At 46.5% G+C, this 19372-nt stretch carries 18 protein-coding genes; 3 read left to right on the plus strand and 15 right to left on the minus strand.

The window, feature by feature from the left end:
• Position 1 precedes the first annotated feature (1 nt).
• The 14 genes from J3A84_RS02705 to J3A84_RS02770 all read right to left on the minus strand — a co-directional run bounded on the left by J3A84_RS02705 (position 2) and on the right by J3A84_RS02770 (position 14682).
• A complete protein-coding gene (locus tag J3A84_RS02705; RefSeq protein WP_207598446.1) occupies positions 2–1453 on the minus strand; it encodes an NAD(P)/FAD-dependent oxidoreductase in 1452 nt (483 codons plus the stop codon).
• Between the two features lie 145 nt (positions 1454–1598).
• Complete coding sequence (locus J3A84_RS02710; protein ID WP_207598447.1) at positions 1599–2165, minus strand: glycerol-3-phosphate responsive antiterminator; 567 nt, start codon at positions 2163–2165, stop codon at positions 1599–1601.
• 186 nt (positions 2166–2351) lie between these two features.
• A complete protein-coding gene (locus J3A84_RS02715; protein WP_207598448.1) occupies positions 2352–3524 on the minus strand; it encodes a SpoIIE family protein phosphatase in 1173 nt (390 codons plus the stop codon).
• Positions 3524–5227 (minus strand): [Fe-Fe] hydrogenase large subunit C-terminal domain-containing protein, encoded by a 1704-nt coding sequence (locus J3A84_RS02720; protein ID WP_207598449.1) that lies wholly within the window; start codon positions 5225–5227, stop codon positions 3524–3526. The genes J3A84_RS02715 and J3A84_RS02720 overlap by 1 nt, the downstream gene beginning before the upstream one ends.
• Positions 5208–5513, minus strand: coding sequence for a (2Fe-2S) ferredoxin domain-containing protein (locus J3A84_RS02725; RefSeq protein ID WP_425350712.1), 306 nt, complete (start codon positions 5511–5513; stop codon positions 5208–5210). Before J3A84_RS02725 ends, J3A84_RS02720 begins: the two co-directional genes overlap by 20 nt.
• Positions 5514–5772: 259 nt before the next feature.
• Positions 5773–6615, minus strand: a complete 843-nt coding sequence (locus tag J3A84_RS02730) for a mechanosensitive ion channel family protein (protein WP_207598451.1) — start codon at positions 6613–6615, stop codon at positions 5773–5775.
• Positions 6616–6686: 71 nt separating this feature from the next.
• Positions 6687–7139 carry an RpiB/LacA/LacB family sugar-phosphate isomerase gene (locus J3A84_RS02735; protein WP_207598452.1) on the minus strand — a complete coding sequence of 151 codons (453 nt, stop codon included), beginning with the start codon at positions 7137–7139 and terminating at the stop codon, positions 6687–6689.
• Positions 7136–7909, minus strand: coding sequence for a triose-phosphate isomerase family protein (locus tag J3A84_RS02740; protein WP_207598453.1), 774 nt, complete (start codon positions 7907–7909; stop codon positions 7136–7138). The genes J3A84_RS02735 and J3A84_RS02740 overlap by 4 nt, the downstream gene beginning before the upstream one ends.
• 5 nt (positions 7910–7914) lie before the next feature.
• Positions 7915–8565, minus strand: coding sequence for a dihydroxyacetone kinase subunit DhaL (gene dhaL / locus J3A84_RS02745; RefSeq protein ID WP_207598454.1), 651 nt, complete (start codon positions 8563–8565; stop codon positions 7915–7917).
• Positions 8566–8704: 139 nt separating this feature from the next.
• Complete coding sequence (locus J3A84_RS02750) at positions 8705–9697, minus strand: dihydroxyacetone kinase subunit DhaK (protein ID WP_207598455.1); 993 nt, start codon at positions 9695–9697, stop codon at positions 8705–8707.
• Positions 9698–9875: 178 nt separating this feature from the next.
• The gene (gene pepF, locus J3A84_RS02755) at positions 9876–11690 is read right to left on the minus strand and encodes an oligoendopeptidase F (protein WP_207598456.1); all 1815 of its coding nucleotides are present in this window, start codon (positions 11688–11690) and stop codon (positions 9876–9878) included.
• Positions 11691–11862: 172 nt separating this feature from the next.
• Positions 11863–12984, minus strand: coding sequence for a hypothetical protein (locus tag J3A84_RS02760; protein ID WP_207598457.1), 1122 nt, complete (start codon positions 12982–12984; stop codon positions 11863–11865).
• 185 nt (positions 12985–13169) lie between these two features.
• On the minus strand, positions 13170–13541 hold the full coding sequence (locus J3A84_RS02765) for a cytochrome b5 domain-containing protein (RefSeq protein WP_207598458.1): 372 nt from the start codon (positions 13539–13541) through the stop codon (positions 13170–13172).
• Between the two features lie 181 nt (positions 13542–13722).
• Complete coding sequence (locus J3A84_RS02770) at positions 13723–14682, minus strand: Gfo/Idh/MocA family protein (protein ID WP_207598459.1); 960 nt, start codon at positions 14680–14682, stop codon at positions 13723–13725.
• Between the two features lie 131 nt (positions 14683–14813).
• On the opposite strand from J3A84_RS02770, the gene nfsA reads away from it, so the two are divergent.
• Both nfsA and J3A84_RS02780 read left to right on the plus strand, forming a co-directional pair.
• Positions 14814–15551: an oxygen-insensitive NADPH nitroreductase gene (gene nfsA, locus J3A84_RS02775; protein WP_207598460.1), complete on the plus strand. Its 738-nt coding sequence runs from the start codon at positions 14814–14816 to the stop codon at positions 15549–15551.
• A gap of 101 nt (positions 15552–15652) precedes the next feature.
• Positions 15653–16630: a hypothetical protein gene (locus J3A84_RS02780; RefSeq protein ID WP_207598461.1), complete on the plus strand. Its 978-nt coding sequence runs from the start codon at positions 15653–15655 to the stop codon at positions 16628–16630.
• Between the two features lie 128 nt (positions 16631–16758).
• Here J3A84_RS02780 and J3A84_RS02785 read toward each other — a convergent pair whose 3' ends face one another.
• Complete coding sequence (locus J3A84_RS02785; RefSeq protein ID WP_207598462.1) at positions 16759–17349, minus strand: TetR/AcrR family transcriptional regulator; 591 nt, start codon at positions 17347–17349, stop codon at positions 16759–16761.
• Between the two features lie 180 nt (positions 17350–17529).
• On the opposite strand from J3A84_RS02785, the gene J3A84_RS02790 reads away from it, so the two are divergent.
• Positions 17530–19347, plus strand: coding sequence for a flavocytochrome c (locus tag J3A84_RS02790; RefSeq protein ID WP_242693929.1), 1818 nt, complete (start codon positions 17530–17532; stop codon positions 19345–19347).
• Positions 19348–19372 lie beyond the last annotated feature (25 nt).

Here is a 19372-nt window from a genome sequence, read left to right on the forward strand (position 1 = left end):
CTTATTCTTCACCCCTATTCTTTGTTTCCCCGACCAGTATGTAGGATCCGTTTTTATCCTGCATGATATCTTCCAGTGGAAGATCCAGTTCTCTTGAAATGATTTCAAGCACTCTAGGTCCGCAGAATCCACCCTGACATCTGCCCATTCCAGGTCGCACTCTTCTCTTGACACCATCAACAGTCAGCGCGCCTACCGGTCTATGGATGGCTTCCACAATTTCTCCCTCTGTGATGTTTTCACATCTGCAGATGATTCTTCCGAATTTAGGGTCTTCCTTGATCTTTGCCGCTTTCTCTTCAGGGGACAGGCTCATGAAATGGGTCTGCCTTCTGGTAGGATTGAAGTTTTCCTTTTTATTCATTTCCAGTCCGATATTTTTCAGAATCTCAGCTGCATCCTCCGCAATGGCTGGTGCAGAAGTAAGTCCTGGTGACTTGATTCCAGCGAGATTGATCAGCCCTTTCACGGATTTGGCTTCTTCGATGATGAAGTCGGAACGGTCTGACTGTGCTCTTAAACCTGCAAAGTTTCGGATGCTTTCTCTGTAGTTGATTCCCTTGATGGACTTGTCAGCAGTTTCTCTGATATAATCCATTCTCTCCTTGGTTGTTCCAATTTCATCCCTTTCCACATTATCCTCTGCATCTGGTCCAACCAGAAGATTTCCGTGAACGGTTGGTGAAACAAGAATACCTTTTCCAAGCGCCGTAGGACACTGGAAAATGACGTGATGAGCAAGTTCTCCCTGGCTCTTGTCCAGAACAAAGTACTGTCCCCTTCTTGGTCTGATCTTGAATTCCTGCTCTCCTACCATGTTCATGATCGCATCGCTGTAGATCCCTGCAGCATTGACGATGTACTTGGTCTGGATCGGATCCAGTTCAGCATTGGCTGTGTAGATGGTGAAGACATCTTCCTCTTTCTTGATATCCACCACTTCCGTATCCAGAAGCAGTTCTACCCCATTGACCACCGCATTTTCCGTCAGTGCAATGGTGAACTCCCAAGGTCCGACGATACCTGCACTGGGTGAATAGAGAGCACCTACTGCTGTATCCCCGATATTAGGCTCCATCTTCAGCAGCTCTTCTCTATTTAAAATCTTCTGATCTGGTACACCATTGGCATTTCCTCTGTGAAAGAGCATTTCCACATGTTCCATCTCTTCTTCCGAGAACGCCACAACCAGAGAACCGATTTTCTTGTATGGTACATCGAGTTCCTTCGTGTAGACTTCAGTCAGGTGACATCCTCTGACATTCAGCCTTGCCATATCTGTTCCTTCTTCCGGATCATAACCCGCATGAACGATGGCACTGTTTGCTTTGGTCGCACCTTCAGATACATCATTTTCCTTCTCAATCAAACACACCTTGAGATCATACCTTGATAGTTCTCTTGCCACTGATGCTCCAACAATACCAGCACCAATGATCGCTACATCATACATTTAATTTCCCTCCTAACACAAAAAAGAGTAACACAACGAAACCTGCCTACTGCAGGTGACTTTTGCTTACTCTCATACTCTTAGCATACTATTTACTTTTCTCCCTTGATTTTAACACTTTATGACAGACTTGTAAACCTTGCCATCAAAGTTTCCAGATCCCCGTATCCGTGGAAGATATGGCCGTGGCTCCGGCAGATAAGGCGGAAATGACATCCTCCTTGTCTGATATTAGCCCTCCTGCGATGAGTGGGACGTTGGAGATGTTTGATAACATGGTTATGATCTTATACATTCCCCCAGGAAGAACCTCGTATGTATCCGCATGGCCTGCTTCAATATACTTGATCACATTCTTCAAAGAAAGCGAATCTATAAGAAAGAACCTTTGAACGGTGATGAGACCCAAATCTTTGGCTGCACTGATGATATTGGCCTTGGTGCTGATGATCCCGTCTGCCTGAGTGTTGTACTTGATGAATTTCGCTGCGATTTCCTTGCTGCCCAATCCTTCAATCAGATCCACATGAACGATGGCGATCTTGCCTCTGGCTTTCACCTTTTTCACAATCTGGGCAATATCTGTGATATTTCCAAAAAGTACGAATACAACTCTGCTTTCCGTATTCAGCGCCAGATCCAGTCCATTGTAGTCTTTCACAGCAGTCACAACCGGATAGTTTTCCAAAGCATCGTAAAACTCTTCTTTCATTCATTACCTCCTTATCATTGTCACATTCAATTATACATAAAGATGATAAGTTGTAAACCAATACAAGGTTATTTTATGTTTTTCCCCACAATAAAACGGAAATATGAAATTAATATCTGAATTTATCCCCTTTAATATTATGAGATTCACAATCATTAATCTGCTCTCTTGTCCTAGGGGCATCCATCAGATGGTGTACAGCTCCACCCTTCTGCCTGATTTCTCCATGAGTTCTTTCAGCTTTTTGATCTGTTCTACCTTATAGTTGAAATTATAGGAAAATCCCGGTTCCTGATGTGCAGGATTCACCGCCGTCCCCATGAACAGCCTTACTTCAGTGGACTCATCCAGAATGAGCCTGCATAGCCTGGCGGCACCATCGGAATCAGAGAGCCTTTTCAGAAACTCCATGCTCTTCTTTTCATCATCAAAGACTTCAAGAATTCTGATGACTTCCCCAAGGGTCAGGACCCCTTCTGTCACCAGGTCCGCTCCTTCCATTGTTGCTGATGGCGGCAGATTCTTTCTCATTTCCTGGAGATCGATGTCCAGAGACTTCCCCAGCTCTCTGGATATAATGCCTGCTGTAGTCCCTCCAGCAATCACCTTCAGCCCTTCCGCTTCCATATAGGATTTCACAAACAGCGCATCATCTTCCGGATGATTCGGTGGTCCGGCAAACAGATTGAGCACTTTCTTCTCTTTGACGGCCAGACAGAGGATGCTGGCATCATCACCCGGTTTCAGATCGTAGAGGACCCCGGTGTAGCCCAGCACCTCATGGGCAAGGGTCCCCGCAGCGCTCTTCCCTAGGGCGAGATTTTCAATATAGTCTCTGATATTCTCCCACTGCCATCCGAAGTTCAGCAGCTTCCCAACACCAGCATGGACCACACCATCGCTGATGACCGTAAGGTAATCCCCTGGTCTCATCCTAAGCTCCGATAAGTGGATCTCTTTGCCATGGATGAGCTGCCTGGTTTTCTGCGGCATGCTGAGTTTTCCGTTTCTGAAATGAAAATAGGATGGATTGTCAAACTCCACGATTCTGACCTTTCCGGTGTTTTCAGCCATGACGATGGTGAATGTGGAGTAGGCCAGTTTCCGGACTGAACAGACCGGCAGTGTTTTCGTGATGGTTTCTATGGTGTCTTCCAGTGAAGCATTCTCCTTCAGCATGGTGACCGCAATCTTCGCTGTCAGAGTAGCCAGAATATTGGCCTTGACTCCGCTGCCCAGTCCATCGGAAAGAACCAGAATCATCCCTGATTCGTTTTCAGCAGTTTCAATGTGGTCTCCGCAGAGCTCTTCTCCGTACTTGTTCAGTGACAGATGCTTCACATCCAGATAATAGCGCATCAGCTTCCTTCCTCCTGAACAATCTCCTTCAGTCTGTTTAAAGCGATCTTCGTCTCCGCAGTGGTTTCGCCCAGAAGACTTGCGATTTCATGTGCGACTCTCATCTGCTTTTCGATGACTTTGTTCGTGATGGCAATGGTATTCTCCTTCATGGTCTGAAGCTCCTGCCTTCTGTTTTCTTCTTCGGTGATGTCCGACATGATCACCAGAATCTGATTATCTTTGGGCAGGAACAGAATGCTCTGCATCACAATGAGACCCGCCTCCTCATAGATGATCCGCCGGTTCAGATCGTTATACCCTGAAGTTTTCACTCGACTGAATCCCTGATCTTCCAGCAGAAACTGGATCGGCAGATTTTTCACCTCATCGGCTTTCACCTTGAAGGTGATTTCAGCGGAAGGATTCATCTGCGTGATGCACAGGTCCTCATCCAGTATGAAGATCATGTTGGGTGAATTGTAGAAAATGATGTCGTTCATATGCTCGGCTCGGGTTCTCATGAAAGGCATGCACATCTCCACATCGGACATCCCTTCCAGCACCGCCCTGGCTTTCTCTCTGCAGCTGTCATAGCCGCAGGCGCCGCAGTCCAGTTCATCCTTGGGTTTTCTCTTCCCCATGCGTCCCAGGGTTGTGAGAATCTCTTTCTCACTGAACTGTTTCTTTCTCACAGGATTTCTCATATAGGTGGTTTTGAGGTCCATGCCGGAGAAGGATAAGGTGCTCCCTTTTTCAAGCCATCCTGTTTTCACATGGTTCTTCACCAGCTGTTTCCGAAGAAATGTGCTGATGGTTTTCTTCGGTATGCAGGGACCGGATATGCAGGATTCATGGCAGGCATTGAGCTCCAGAAAGACTCTGCCCAGAGAACCGCTCCGAAGCTCTTCCAGCACCTCTTTCACCTGATCGATTCCTTCCACATGAAGAATGTCATAGCCCTTCTCCGTGAGCACGGATTCAAACCCTTCACCGATACCGCCCTTCAGGGGATACTTCTTACCCAGATCATTCCCGGAAATCTCAGGTCTATAGGGACTCAAAGCTTCCGGATCAAGATTTCTCTCCGTAAACATCTGGCTGATCTCCTCCATGGTGATCACCGCATCCACGGTTCCTTCATTGCCGAAGGTCAGCGGTTCGCATTTCTTGCTCAGGCAGGGGCTGATGAAGACCGTATAGCTTTCCCTGTCTTCTCCTTTCACCGCCTTTCCTGTGGCAAGCATGGGCGAGACCACCGGAATGAGATAATCCGACAGCTCCTCATAATACCGTCTGATGAAGAGATTCACGGTGGGACAGCAGCTGGAGATGGCATAGAAGGGATTCTCCTCCACCATGAAGCGTTCATAAGCTCTGGTCACTTCGTCCGCACCGGATGACACCTCCACCACCTTCGAGAATCCCAGCTCCTTCAGCCCATGAATGAATCCTCCCTTATTTCTGTAGAATCCCGCAAAGGAAGGCGCAATCAGTGCCACCACATTTTTTTCTTTTTCAAAGGCCTTCCTGAGCTTCGGCAGGTCACTCTGAATATCTCTTGCGTTCTGAGGACAGGCCAGAAAACACTGCCCGCAGGCAATGCATCTGGTATCATCGATGATGGCCTGGTGGTCCTGAAACCTTATGGCCTTCACAGGACATGCCCGCACACATCGGTAGCAGTTCTTGCAGTTGGCTTCCTTAAAATTGATCAGCTGCATCTTGCATCGCCTCCCAACGCCTTCTCAGTACATCCACGGCATTTTCCGGCGAAAGAGACAGCACTTTCCCATCCATTCTCACACTGACCCCTTCCGTGCAGTGGCCCAGGCAGAAACTGCCTCTCAGCCTGATGTCTTCCTTCAGATCATTTTCTTCTATGTAATGTTCCAGTACTTTCACAACCTCATAGGATCCTTTCAGATGGCAGGAACTTCCTACACAGATCTCCACTTCCATAGCATTCACCTCGACTCTTTTTCGCTTCAGCAGGGCTTTATAGGCCACTTCTCAAACATAATCAGTATATCATCTGGTTAAAAATTTAACAACTCTGATCCTTTCAGAAAAAAACTTTCAGAATAGACGATAATCTGCAAATATTCTATTGACAAATTCTCTTGTTATAATTATTATTATATTATAATCATTATTAATTAGCACCGCACATGCTTATTAATTATTATCAATTACAATTACAGAAAAAAGAGGAGCGCCTGCTCCTCTTTTTTCTGCCTATAATTTCCTGATTTTTGATTGCATCTGTTCAGCCTTCCAGTGGTTTCTCCAGGGTCTCTGAATCAGTCTTGTTCATGGTCACTGTCACATCTCTTGTAGGATATGGAATCTCAATATCGTTCTTCTCGAATTCCACAATCACATCCTCATTGAGTGCATAAAGCACGGTGAAGTAGTCTTCTCTCTTCACCCACACCTTCAGGTCGAAATCCACGGAACTGTCACCATGATTGATCACACCAAGAATCACGCCACGCTCATCCAGAATCATTTCATTCTTCAGGACTATGCCCATAAGCACTTCCTTCACCTTCAGCACATCGGTGCCGTAGGCCACAGAATAGACCTTATCGATTCTTCTGTAGGGTTCCACACTGTAATTGGTGATATGGGATGTGGCCAGGTGTCCATTGGGTACCATCACTCTTTTATTGTCGATGGTATTCATAGACGTATAGAGCATTTCTATGGAAAGCACGGTTCCAGACACATCCGACGTCTGTATATAGTCCCCTACGCCAAAGGGCCTGAATATGAGCAGCAGTATACCCGCCGCAAAATTCGAAAGACTGTCTTTCAGTGCAAGCCCTACTGCCAGACCCGCTGCTGAGAGCATGGCAATGAACGTCGTCATAGGGACATCGATGATGGTGGCTGCTGTTATGATCACGATGAGTTTCAGGAAAAAACCGGACAGCGTCAGAATGAATCCGTGAACGGAAACATCCAGCTTGCTCTTCATCAGGGACTTTTCCAGCAGTCTCACCACATATTTCGCCAGCTGCCAACCTATGACCAGTACCACCAGAAAACCCAGAATCTTGAACCCGTATGCACCAATCATACCATTTAATTTTTCAAAAAAATCCATAAATCCTCCAAACACATAGCAAGTACCTATGAGTGTTCCTGATAAACAATCATAGGCACCTGATAATCTACTTATTTACCTCTGTAACTGTTGTCTATTTCATTCATTCTGTCTACCTTCGGCAGTGATCTGCCACCCTGGAACTCGCTCGCAAGATAAGCCAGCGTCAGCATTTCCGCTACAGCTTTTCCAGTTGTGAGACCGCCCATGGTGATGATGTTGGCATCATTACTCTTGGCTGCTCTCTCCGCCTGATAGATATCCGTCACCTGGGCTGCTCTGATGCCATGAACCTTATTGGCCGTGATGGCTACGCCGATGCCCGTTCCGCAGATGATGATTCCTCTGTCGAAGTTCTTTGCCGCCACCTCTTTCGCCACTTTTTCCGCTATGTTGGGATAGAGCACTTTCTCATTCTCAAAGGACCCGAAGTCCTCATATTCATATCCGTTGTCCTTGAGTACGCCGATGATGTGATTTTTCAGTTCAAATCCCATCTCGTCGCATCCTATTGCAATTTTCATGATTTTTCCTCCTTTGTTTCTCTTACCTTCTGCACGATTTCCTCAAAATTCGCGATGTCATGTCCGAATCGTCCGATGAACAGGCCATCAATATCTTCTGAGGAAACCAGCTTCCTTGCATTCTCCTTGTTGGCTGAACCGCCATAAATGAGTCTGATTCTTTCGCTGACCGCTGCTCCATAAAGTTCAGTGAGAATCTCTCGGATGATGCGCATGGACCCATGGACATACTCCGGTTCCGCCGGTTTTTCCTGGCCTATGGCCCATTCCGGCTCATAGGCCAACACAAGATCCGATAAGCTCTCACCTTCAAGACCCTTCAGCAGCTGGCTGATCTGGCCGGTGAGTTCCTTCTTTCTTTCCGGGCTTTTATCCGTTTCTCCCACACAGACGATGGGCATGAGGCCTTTCTCTATGGTGAGTCCGATCTTCTCATTGATCATCTTATAGTCTTCCCTGAATATGGATTTACGCTCGGCATGACCCAGTTCCACCAGATGGCAGCCTAGATCCACTGCGCTTTCTATGGAAAACTCTCCTGTCATGGCGCCATTCTCCCTGGGCGCAATATTCTGGACCCCATATAGAATATTGGATTCTTCCAGCGCCTTTGCCACAGGATATACGGTTCCCATGGAAGGGATCAGAAAAACATCCACATCCTTTATGGTATTCATCCTCTCCATGACTTCCTTCGCCATGGATACGGCCTGTTCCATCTTATTCACATAGATTTTCAGGCTCATGCCTACAATGGGCTTTCTTTTCATTCTGTTCACCCTTCAGCCAGACTCTTCATTTCATCCAGCATTTCTTTGTAGATCAGATAGGAGGAGAAGGATCCCGGATCTCTGAATCCGATGGCTCTTTCTCCAAGCCTCATGGCTCTTCCCTTCTTTGCCACCAGTGGAATGGTCTTATCGGACCCTTCCTTGAGCTCGTTAACGAAGCTTTCAAAGATTTCAAGATCGCCCTTGCCCGAACCCAGTTCTTCCTTCATCTGGTCAATGGCAGGCCTTAAGGCATCCACCATGGTCTTATCTCCTACCACGGCTTTTCCTCTCATCTCGATGGACTTGATGCCGTTTTCGATGAATCCGACCAGCTCTTCAAAGGTCAGCTCGTTCTTGCCTTTCACATCATCTCCTGCCTTCATGAACAGACTTCCATAAAGGGGTCCCGCTGCTCCGCCTACCTTTCCAAGTATGATCATGCCGACTTTTCTGTAGAAGCTGGAAATATCTTCCGTTTCTTCATATAGCTTATCGAGCTGCTTCTGCACTTCTCGGAAGCCAATGGACATATTGATGCCATGGTCTCCATCTCCGATATCTGAATCCAGCTTTGACAGATAATCTCGATGCTCCTCGAACATAGGGATCAGCCTGACAATGAAATTCTTGAAAAACTCTTTATTGTACATCATTTCGTCTCCTCCTCAAATTCTAGTCATAACTTTATTATACACACAAATCTTTCCGTTTCCAAAAAGTCCCATCTGTAATCTAAGAATATCCGCCACATCCCGTGCAGCGGATATTCCGGTGATTATATGTTTCTTTTTGTTATCTGATGCTCATATATGGAGTATCAACTGGATAGTCCAGAAGCTCTTTCAGCTCATCGTCTACTTTAACGATGGTGATGCCCATTCCGATCATGTCCATGGAAGTCGCGTAGTTTCCTACCAGCGCCTTGTAGACCTTGATTCCCTTATTTGTCAGCACTTCTTCCAGATGGTTGTTGATGATGTACTGATCCATCAGTGGCAGTCCGCCAAGTCCGTTGACCAGTGTATAGACTTCATCGCCTTCCTTCAGCTCAAAGTCCTTGAAAATATGTTCCATGATTTCATCTACCACCTGATCTGCAGGCTCAATCTTGCCTCTTCTTACACCAGGTTCTCCATGAATACCCATGCCGATTTCCATGTCTCCATCTTCCATATCAAAGATGGTTCCACCCTTAACAGGGATAGTGGAGGAGGATAACGCCACACCCATGGATCTTGTATTGTCGTTGCATTTCTTTGCAGCAGCCACAACAGCGTCCAGATCCAGTCCTTTTGCAGCAGCAGCGCCAGCTGCCTTGAATACAAACAGGTCTCCGGCGATTCCTCTTCTGTCTTCGATGTTTTCAGATGAAACCACGTCATCTGTCACAAGAACTGTCTCCACGCGGATTCCGTCTTCTGCAGCCATTTCTGCACCCATATCGAAATTCATGACATCTCCGGCGTAGTTTCCATAAAGATAGATGCATCCTTTACCCTGGTCCACTGCTTTTACAGCATTGTAGCAAGGTTCAGGTGAAGGAGAGGTGTTGATATTTCCGATGACTGCCGCATCCGCAAAATTTTCTCCGACATATCCGAGGAACAGTGGTTCATGGCCAGATCCTCCGCCTATGATCACACCTACTTTTCCTTCTGCAGGTCTGGTGGTCACCACGACTCTGCCATCATGCTCCAGAAGTTTCGCATAGTCTGGATGTGCTTTCACATACCCGGACAGCATCTCCTCTACCACTTCATAAGGGTCATTAATCAGTCTTCTCATTGTTCATTCTCCTTCTCGCATTTATTCTGGGGTCGTCCTTACAGTAATGATCAGGTCCTCATTGAGGTTCTGAAATTTCTATCACTCCTATATCATTTCCATAAAAACTTCTCTCACCTACTATTATTCAGCAAATCAAATCAATAATCATCAAGAATATGTAAACCTTTTATTAAAATTACAGGTCATCACCCAGTTCCTCTGTGAGTTTCTCAATTTCGTCGATGATTTCTCCGATATAGGCAATGGTGTTTTTCAGAGGCTGGTCTGTAGTGATATCCACCTTGGCCATGGCTGCCAGTTCCACCGGATTCTTTTTCCCGCCGGTCTTCAGCACATTCTTCCAGTCCTCAACAGCCGCTTCTCCTTCGCGAAGAATTCTCTTTGATACTTCAGTGGCGATGGTGAGTCCTGCACTGTAGGTATAAGGATAAAGCCCTTTATAGTAATGCTGCTGCCTCATCCAGGTATTCTCGGCTCCTGGATTGATTTCCACTTCTTCACCCCAGAATTTTTCCAGCGTTTCCCTCTTCAGCTCGTTGAGCTTCTTCGCATGAACACTTCCACCCTCATCAATGATCTTATAGACTTCTCTCTGATAGTGCGCTTCCAGCATATGGGTCACGAAGTTGTGGTAGTAGGTTCTCGAGATCATAGAGGACAGCACCCATCTTCTGAAACGCTTCTCCTCATTCTGCTTCAGCAGATAATTGGCCATGATCATCTCATTCATGGTGGAAGGCGCTTCAATGAAGTACAGAGAAGGTCTGGAATCGAAAATATTCTGATTCTGCTGAGACAGATAGAAATGTCCCGCATGGCCAAGTTCGTGGGCCAGCACAAACACCTCTCTCATCCTTTCCGTCCAGCTGATGAGGATGAAGGGATGTCTTCCATAAGGGCTCGAACAGAATGCGCCTGTGGATTTCCCTTTGTTCTGGACAAAATCGATCCATCTTTCCTGGAAAGCGCGATCGATCATTTCCGCATAATCTTTCCCCAGAATCTTCAGCCCGTCCTTGACATAGGCTTTGGATTCTTCCACGGTGATGGGTGGCTCATAGGAAGGATCCACGGAAAGCTTCAGATCATTGAAGGTCATCTTCTCGATGCCATGGATCTTCTTCAGAAGCTTCGCATATTTTCTCATGTGCGGTGCCAGTTCTTCATAGATCACATCAATCTGGCGGTCATACATCTCCCGGGTCACCTTCTGATCAAAAAGCAGATAATCGATGACGCTGTCGAAGCCTTTCAGATCCGCCATGGCTTTCTCTTTCTGAACCTGAGTCTGATAGACCCCTGCCACTGTATGCTCATAATCCTTGAGTTTCTTTGAAAAGGCTTCAAAAGCCGCCCTTCTGACTTTCATGTCGTTGTCGTAATCATAATGATTTTCATACAGCACAAAGCTCAGCGGATATTCCTTTCCATCCACTTCGAAGGTACCGAAGTCCATATCCTGAAGCTTGGCTTTATTATAGATGGACATGGGCGCGTTCATCACCGGTGCCAGGGTCGCCAGAGCTTTTTCCACTTCTATGGTCAAGGCATAAGGCTTCTCTCGCAGAAGATCTTCCAGATAGTGTCTGTTCTCTTCACTTTCCTCCATGGCCTTTTCAATGACGGATTCATCATTCTCCAGAATCTCCCCTTCCACAAAGGAAAGTCTGCTCTTCACTTTGGACAGCAGATTGGATGCTTCCATGCTCTTTGACTGATTCTCACTATTTGTCATATCCACGCTGACCGCAAGAAACCGGTAACTGGAAATCAGTCCGCTCAGCACATTCACCTTTCTCATTTCATCCAGGCAGGTGTTGATGTTTTCCGCATTGATAAGATTCCCTTTATACTCAGAAACGATTTTCTCTGTCAGCACACGCAGTTCCTGCATCGCTTCCTGAACTTCATCCTCACTTTGGTATATTGCGGAAAGATCCCAGGTTCTCTTTTCCTCGACTTCATTTCTCAGTAAAATTCTGTTTTTCATTTTCGTAACCTCCCGAAACTAATGACTCCATTATAACAAGAAGAATGATTATTCTTATTGTCAAAAGATACAGATAATAAGAAAAGCACTAAAGATACCAGCCCCATACAGCTGCTTCATGATCAATAAATCCTGGACCCTCACCGCTTCCGGTAATGATCCAGGATTATTATCAGAGATCCTTATAGTAGATTCGATAGGTCTTGTACGGCTCATCGGAAAATCCCAGTGCATCATTCATCATGGCCTTGTTGTACTCCCAGATGGTAGAGCCTTCCGCAAACTGATAGCCACGCTCCACGCCGCGTTTCAGTCCTTCATAATAAATTGCCGCTGTGACCCCTTTTTTCCGGTACTCAGGAACCACAAACAGGGTGAAGATCCGCAGACGATCAATCTTTCTCTTATAGTACAGAAACTTCAGCAGCCCAAAGGGAAACAGCCTCCCACCCAGTTTTTTGAGCACCTGATTGTAGTCTGGCAGTGCAATGTCGAAGCCGATGGGATTTCTGTGCTCGTCTCTTGCGATATAGACAAAATCCGGATCGGCAAAGGGAATCAGCTGATCCTTAATGATCTCTATTTCCTCGTCGGTGGGCGGCATGAAATCCTCCCATTCCTCGGGCATGGCCTTCAGGATGATTTCCTTCACATCTCTGATTTCTCTGTCCATATTCTTGAGATCCAGCGGTTCAACCGTGAACCGGTACCTTTTCTTCGCATAGGGAATGATCTTGTCCAGACGTTCCATATTCTCTCTGGAAAAATACGCTTTATAAGCGTAGCAGTCATAGTACTTCCTGAAGCCGTAATCAAGAAACTGCTTATTATAGTACTTCTTGTTGTAAGTGTTCATGATCAGGGTAGGATCTTCAAAATTATCAATGATGAATCCTCTGTAATCATCTCCACCCGGAAGAGAAAGCGGACCTTTGATCTTCTTCACACCACGTTTCCGGAGAAAATCCTCCGCATAGGAAAGAAGCTTTTCGGACACTTCCTCCTCTTCGATACACTCATACAATGCGATGTACCCGTCATGAAGTCCTTTGTAGGCATTGAGTTCCTCATTGATGCCCACCAGAAGCCTGCCGCAGGGTTTCCCGTCCAGGTAGGCAATGACGCGCTCGTTTGCTCCCGCCTGCTGAAGTGCATTGTTCTTTCCCATGATATATTTTCTGAAGTCGGAAATGAGAGGCGGCACCCACGCATCATCGCCTTCATAGAGTGTGAAAGGCAGCATGATAAAATCGCGGATTTCCTTCCTGGTTAGAGCAGGTTTCACAATGAGCATCGGATCATCTCCTTACATGTAACTTTATATTTATTATATACCTATATGGGTTCTATTTCATTATAGAATTATTCATGCATTTTTATGATGCAGGCTGCATAGTAGGTGTTACTGAGCAAGGTTTCACTGCAGTCGAAAGCGAGCAGGAAATCCTGCTCGCCTTAACAGTAGTTTATATGAATCTGCTATTCCACAATGGTACCTACGGGCTCCAGATCCTCTATCGGAGAAAGTCCATGTGGTGAGACTTCTCTGATTTCCTCCGTATAGTCCTGACCAGCCGGGAAGTCATTATGGACGCCTCCAGACCATGGTGGAAGATCTGTCACGTCGTAAATGTTTCCATCAATGGCAATATAGGCTTTGTTTCCGTCCTGTCCGTCATACTCAGCAAGTTCCTCCAGGGTGAGTTCCAGTCCTTCCTCCCCTTCTGCCGGTGTTTCCATAGGTGTTTCCCCTGGCGTTTCAGGGGTCTCGCTGTCTGTGGTACATCCTGCCAGTAGGGCTATAGACATCAGTGACGCCATAATTCCGCTGATTATTTTCTTTGAAATCATTACACATCCTCCTTATCATCTTAAATCTCACCATAGCACCTTAAGGCCATGGATACTCTGATTGTCATTATTCTATGCCAACCTGTTTCGAGTTACAAGGACTATGAATAAAATGTAATGGATTTTTACCACCTTGTTCAATATATTGTTAAAAATTAACAATATATCCATGCATACTTCATCACGCGTTAAGAAAATCCTCCCACAGATCATCGGTGATTTTTGCTGATTCCATGGAGTAGAGACTCTTCATCACCGGACTTTCATAAAGTCCTTTTTCCAGACATGCATTCACATGGTCCACTTCATACACCATCTCAAACTCCACAGGGTGACTGATCCTTCGCACAGGCTCACCGTAGATTTCCACCTTAGCTTCTCTTGCCTTCCAGAAATCACGGATCTCGATCTTTCCCTTTTCCCCGAAAATCCGAAGCACACTGTCCGCCTGTACCATGGTGGTGATTTTCCCTTGAATAAGGGCTCCACCCAGGGACTTCAGGACAAAAGCGCACTGCAGGTCCACCCCTTCATCTGACAGAGTGGCGAGACCTGTATGGGCTATGAGCTTCTCCTCTGTGAGATTCATGGCATGAGCCAATATGTAGTTTCCGCTTCCATATAACGCACCACCTCCGGATTTCTTATCATAAAACCATCTGAACCCCACTTCAGGAATGGAAATGTTATAGTCAAATAAATGAACCTTGCCCAGCTCCTGTTCATGAAGAATACGTTTCACCTCATTCGTCACAGGAAGAAAAATAGATTTCTGGGCTTCCATGATGAAGAGATTCTTCTTTCTGGCGTAATCGAACAGTTCTCGGGTGTCCTTCTCACTGAGTGTCATGGGTTTCTCAACCAGTACATGCTTGCCGTTTTCTAGCGCAAGCATAGCATTTTCCTTATGCGCATGATTGATGGTTGGCACATAGATCACATCAAGGTCCGGATCTTTCGCCAGATCCTCATAGCTTCCGTAGATTATATCGATGCCAAGCCCATCTGCTCTCTTCCTCGCTTTTTCATGACTTCTGGAGGCTATGGCATGAACTTCTCCCTTCTCCGAAGCCCTTACTGCGCCCACAAACCGGTCTATGATTCTTGCAGTACCCATGATGCCATATCTTACTTTTCTCAACCTGATCCTCTCCTTCTCTGCCTTGCTGATTTTTGAGCTTTATAGCATTATCCGCTTAATTTCATTATACACGTAATTCATTCTCTGGCTGAGTGTGATACTATAAACTAAAAGAACATGGAGGAAAAGACATGAATGAAATACTGAAACTCATGAACAGCCATACGAGCGTACGAAACTTCAAAGATTATCCCATCAGTGATGAAACCCTGCAGGAACTGATCCGGGCCGGGCAGAGCGCTGCCTCATCCAATTTCATCCAGGCTTATACGGTAATTCGCGTCAATGATCCTGAAAAGAGGAAAATCATTGCGGAGCTGGCCGGAAATCAGTCGCATGTGGAGGATGCACCCCTGTTTCTGGTTTTTGTTGCCGATCTGGAACGGGCAAGACTCTCCACTACGCTCCATGAGGAAAAGATGGTTCACGGCCAGACGGAAGCCTTCATCATTTCCACAGTGGATACCGCCCTCATGGCGCAGAACGTCATGCTTGCAGCCGAATCCATGGATCTTGGTGGTGTCTATATCGGTGCCATCAGAAACAATCCTCAGGTGGTTTCTGAGCTCCTGGACCTTCCGGACCACACCTACCCTCTTTTCGGTATGTGCCTGGGATATCCTGATTCGAAGAACGAAGTGAAGCCTCGTCTGCCCCTGGAGATTGTGCTGAAGACGGACAGCTATCAGAGCGGCAATGAAGTGGAGCTTCTCCGGAACTATGATGAGACCATGGAAGCCTATTATGAGAAGAGAACCACAGCCAACCGGACCGACAACTGGACCAGACAGATGGCAAGAATGTTCTCCAAACCACTGAGGCCTCATATGAAGGACTTTCTGGAAAGCAGAAAACTGAACATGAGGTAAGTGGAATCTTCCCTGATTCTCATGGAGTTTCATCAATTTGTCATTTTAATCACCCTTTTCTGAGATATCATGGAATCAGAAAAATCAAGAGGTGAAGTACCATGAAAAAATCACTGTCCACTCTTTTTCTGGTTGCAGTGCTCATCGCACTGATCATAGGATGCTCCAGACTGGGTGCGCCCATCGGAACCCTTGAGAATACAGGCCCTGTGGAAACGCCATCCGATGAGCCTGTGGCGGAAGAGCCTGCTGAAGAACCGGATGCCACTGTTAATGAGACACCTGTTACTTCTGCAGTCGAAGGGCCTTTGTTTGACATTAAACATACAGTGACGGATTCAGAAGAAGAAGGTTTTGATCAGGAGATTGCAGCGGATGCCGACCTGGATGGAGATGGTGATGCGGACCGCATTGTCCTCAAAACCGGAACAAACCCCTACTATGATGAAGTGACTTCCTATGTTCTATCCGTAAATGAGGAGGCGATCTCCTACGAAGGCTCCATGATTGACCCTCTCTTTCATGTGGTGAACATCAGCGCGGAAGACCCTTATCTGGAAGTGGCCGTCAGTGAAGAAGGTCCCAGCTCGGACTTTCTCACCGTATTCTATCGATACAGAGATGGACAGCTTACAAAGCTCGCCGAGATCCAGGGATTCCTCGGAAAATATCCGGGAACAGATACCATCGGGGATGTTACACTGGATGGCAGCGGCAGAATCACCACAAAAACCCGTGGTGCTGTAATGCAGACCTGGTTTTATGACGACAGCTATGTTCTGACGGATGATGATCAGCTGGTGCAGGAAGTGAAGGACCTCTATCCTCTGGATACGGAGGTGACGCTTCTTAAAGAGCTGAGGACCGTTCTCTCCAGGGAATCTTCAGAGGAAGGATATGTCTTCCAGATCGGAGAGACCGCGGTGCTTATGGAGACGGACAACCGGGAATGGGTCTCCATAAGGAATGATCAGGATGAAGTGTTCTGGTTTAGGATCCGGAATCACTCGGAAATGGTGGGTCAGGAGGAAGAGGGTTTTGCCTATGATTACTTTGAAGGCCTCAACATGGCCGACTGATGCATGAGAATCATTTCATGAAACCCTGAAAAAGGGCGAGAGCAGGAAGTTTACGCTTCCTGCTCTCGCTCTTTCTATTGGTTTCAGTTTCAGAACGTTTCCGGTTATACCCCACTACTGGAATGCTGCTATTTCTCCAGGGATACTTCCAGGACCATTTCCATCTGTTTCCTATTCATTTCATTCAGATCGAAGTCTCCATCTTTCAGGCACCAGTGGAAAATGACTCCTCTGGAGACCATGAACAGTCTGTCCACAAGCATGTCCGCATCTTCCACATAGTATGCATTGAGCTTCAGATTCTGTTCTTTCAGGATACTCTTCAGCACTTCCTGCATGGGTCTTTTTTCCTGGACAAAGTAATGGTTACTCGTGCTGTAGAAAGACTTCGTGAATCGGATGTCATTGGTCTGAACAAAGCTCACGTAGTAGTCCATGTAGTCCAGTATGAGATTTCTGATCCCCCTCTCTTCCACGTCCACATCTTTGAACTGCTCGAAATTCAGATCGGCGCGTCTGAAAATCTCATAGATGATCTCTTCCTTGCTGGCAAAATGATTGTAGAAGGATCCGATGGATACTTTCGCTTCCCTGCAGATCTCCTGGATCGAGGTCCGCTCCAGGCCTTTTTCCGAGAATTTGGCCATTGCCGCATCATAGATCTTATCTTTTGTTTCCAGTGCTTTCTTCTGTCTGTTCGTCATCTTTTCTTCTTCCAAAGTCCCACCCCCGTTACTGTAATTCCATTATACATGATAGAATATGTTCCGGAAAACAGATAAGTATTTTTTATCAATTATTGATAACCTCTTAACAATGTGTTATCTTGAATACATTCGATGAACTTATTCAGTGAATATGTTCGTTTATAATTTATCATTTTGAAAGAGGGGAAAAGAATGAAAAACATCGGTAAGAAAATTGCAGCTGCACTGATCATGGTCATGGCAGTATCCCTGGGTGCCTGCGCAGCTCCAGAAACAACAGTGCCCAACGAAGGAAATGAAACACCTGTAGAGGAATCCGTCTTCACACCCGGAACCTATGAAGGCAGCGCCAAAGGGTTCCATGGAGATGTGGTGCTCACGGTCACTGTCAATGAGAACGAGATCACAGAGATTGTGGCAGATCACACTGAAACTGAAGGCCTGGGCGACAATGCCATCGATGAAATGATCGCATCCGCCATGGAAAAGGATTCTCTGGCACTGGATATGATGAGCGGTGCCACCTATTCCTCAGAAGCTTTTCTGGCAGCTCTGGAAATGGCGCTGGTGAAAGCAGGCGCAGATGTGGAGAAGCTGAAGGTGAAGGAGGCCGGTGAAGAAGCGGTCAAGGAAGACATCACTAAGGATACGGAAGTGGCCATCATCGGTGCTGGTGGTGCAGGTCTTTCCGCAGCGGTTTCTGCACACCAGAACGGAGCGAAGGTCATCGTCATCGAGAAGATGCCAAACGTAGGTGGAAATACCATCATATCCGGTTCCGCCTATAACGCTGTGGATGAAAAGAGACAGGCGCCACAGGGCATTGAAGACTCCATCGAGAAATTCTATACCCAGACTTACGAAGGCGGAGACAAGCAGGGAGACCCTGAACTGGTCCGAGTGCTTGTAGAGAATGCCTATCCCACCATCGAATGGCTGGAATCTTTAGGTATGGAATTCAAGGATACCGTATTCACTGTCCTTGGTGCATTGTGGCCAAGATCCCATAAGCCAGTGGAACCACTGGGTACCGGGTACATCAATACCTATATGAACTACATCAATGAGCATTCCGATGAAATCGAGATTCTTACTGAAACCGAAGCCAAGGAGCTCGTGGTATCAGAAGATGGACGCGTTACAGGATTCATCGCAGAGAGTAAGAACGGAAAAGTGACCGTGAACGCCAGCAAGGGTGTCATCGTTGCCACTGGAGGATTCGGAGCCAATGTTGAAATGAGAGACCAGTACAATACCATCTGGCCTGCCCTCACAAACATCAAGACCACCAATCACAAGGGTGCCACCGGAGACGGAATCGTCATGGCGGAAAAAATCAATGCATCCATCGTGCAGATGGAGAACATTCAGCTTCTTCCTATGGGAGACCCTGAAACAGGAAGCCTTTCCGGTAACATCGAGCAGGGCGTTGAGAACAGAATCTTCGTGAACTCTGACGGAAACAGATTTGTTGACGAAGGAGAAAGAAGAGACGTCATGACCAATGCCCTGATGGAGCAGGAAGATTCCATGATGTGGGTCATCGTGGACCAGCATTCCTATCCCACTGGAGATACCGTCAATAACTTCAATGAAAGCATAGACTCTCTGGTAGAACAAGGCAGAGCATTCAAAGCCGATACACTGGAAGAACTGGCGCAGCAGATCGGTGTTTCACCTGAAAATCTGGTGAAATCCGTAGAAGCATTCAATGCAGCTGTGGATGGTGCAACTGACGAATTCGGCAGAACACTTTTCATGCACAAAATCGACACTGCTCCATTTTATGCTGGAAAGCGTGTTCCTACAGTACATCACACCATGGGTGGAATCAAGATCACACCTGAAACAAGAGTTGTTGATGTCAATGGTGTTGTGATCCCTGGCCTCTTCGCTGCAGGCGAAGTCACAGGAGGAATCCACGGTGCCAACAGACTAGGTGGAAATGCGCTGACCGATGTGAACACATTCGGTCGAATCGCCGGAGCCCAGGCAGCAAAAGAAAACTGATTAAGCCCTTCCCTATTATTAACTA

It is taken from the genome of Proteiniclasticum aestuarii, from assembly GCF_017368455.1.
GTDB lineage: Bacteria > Bacillota > Clostridia > Clostridiales > Clostridiaceae > Proteiniclasticum > Proteiniclasticum aestuarii.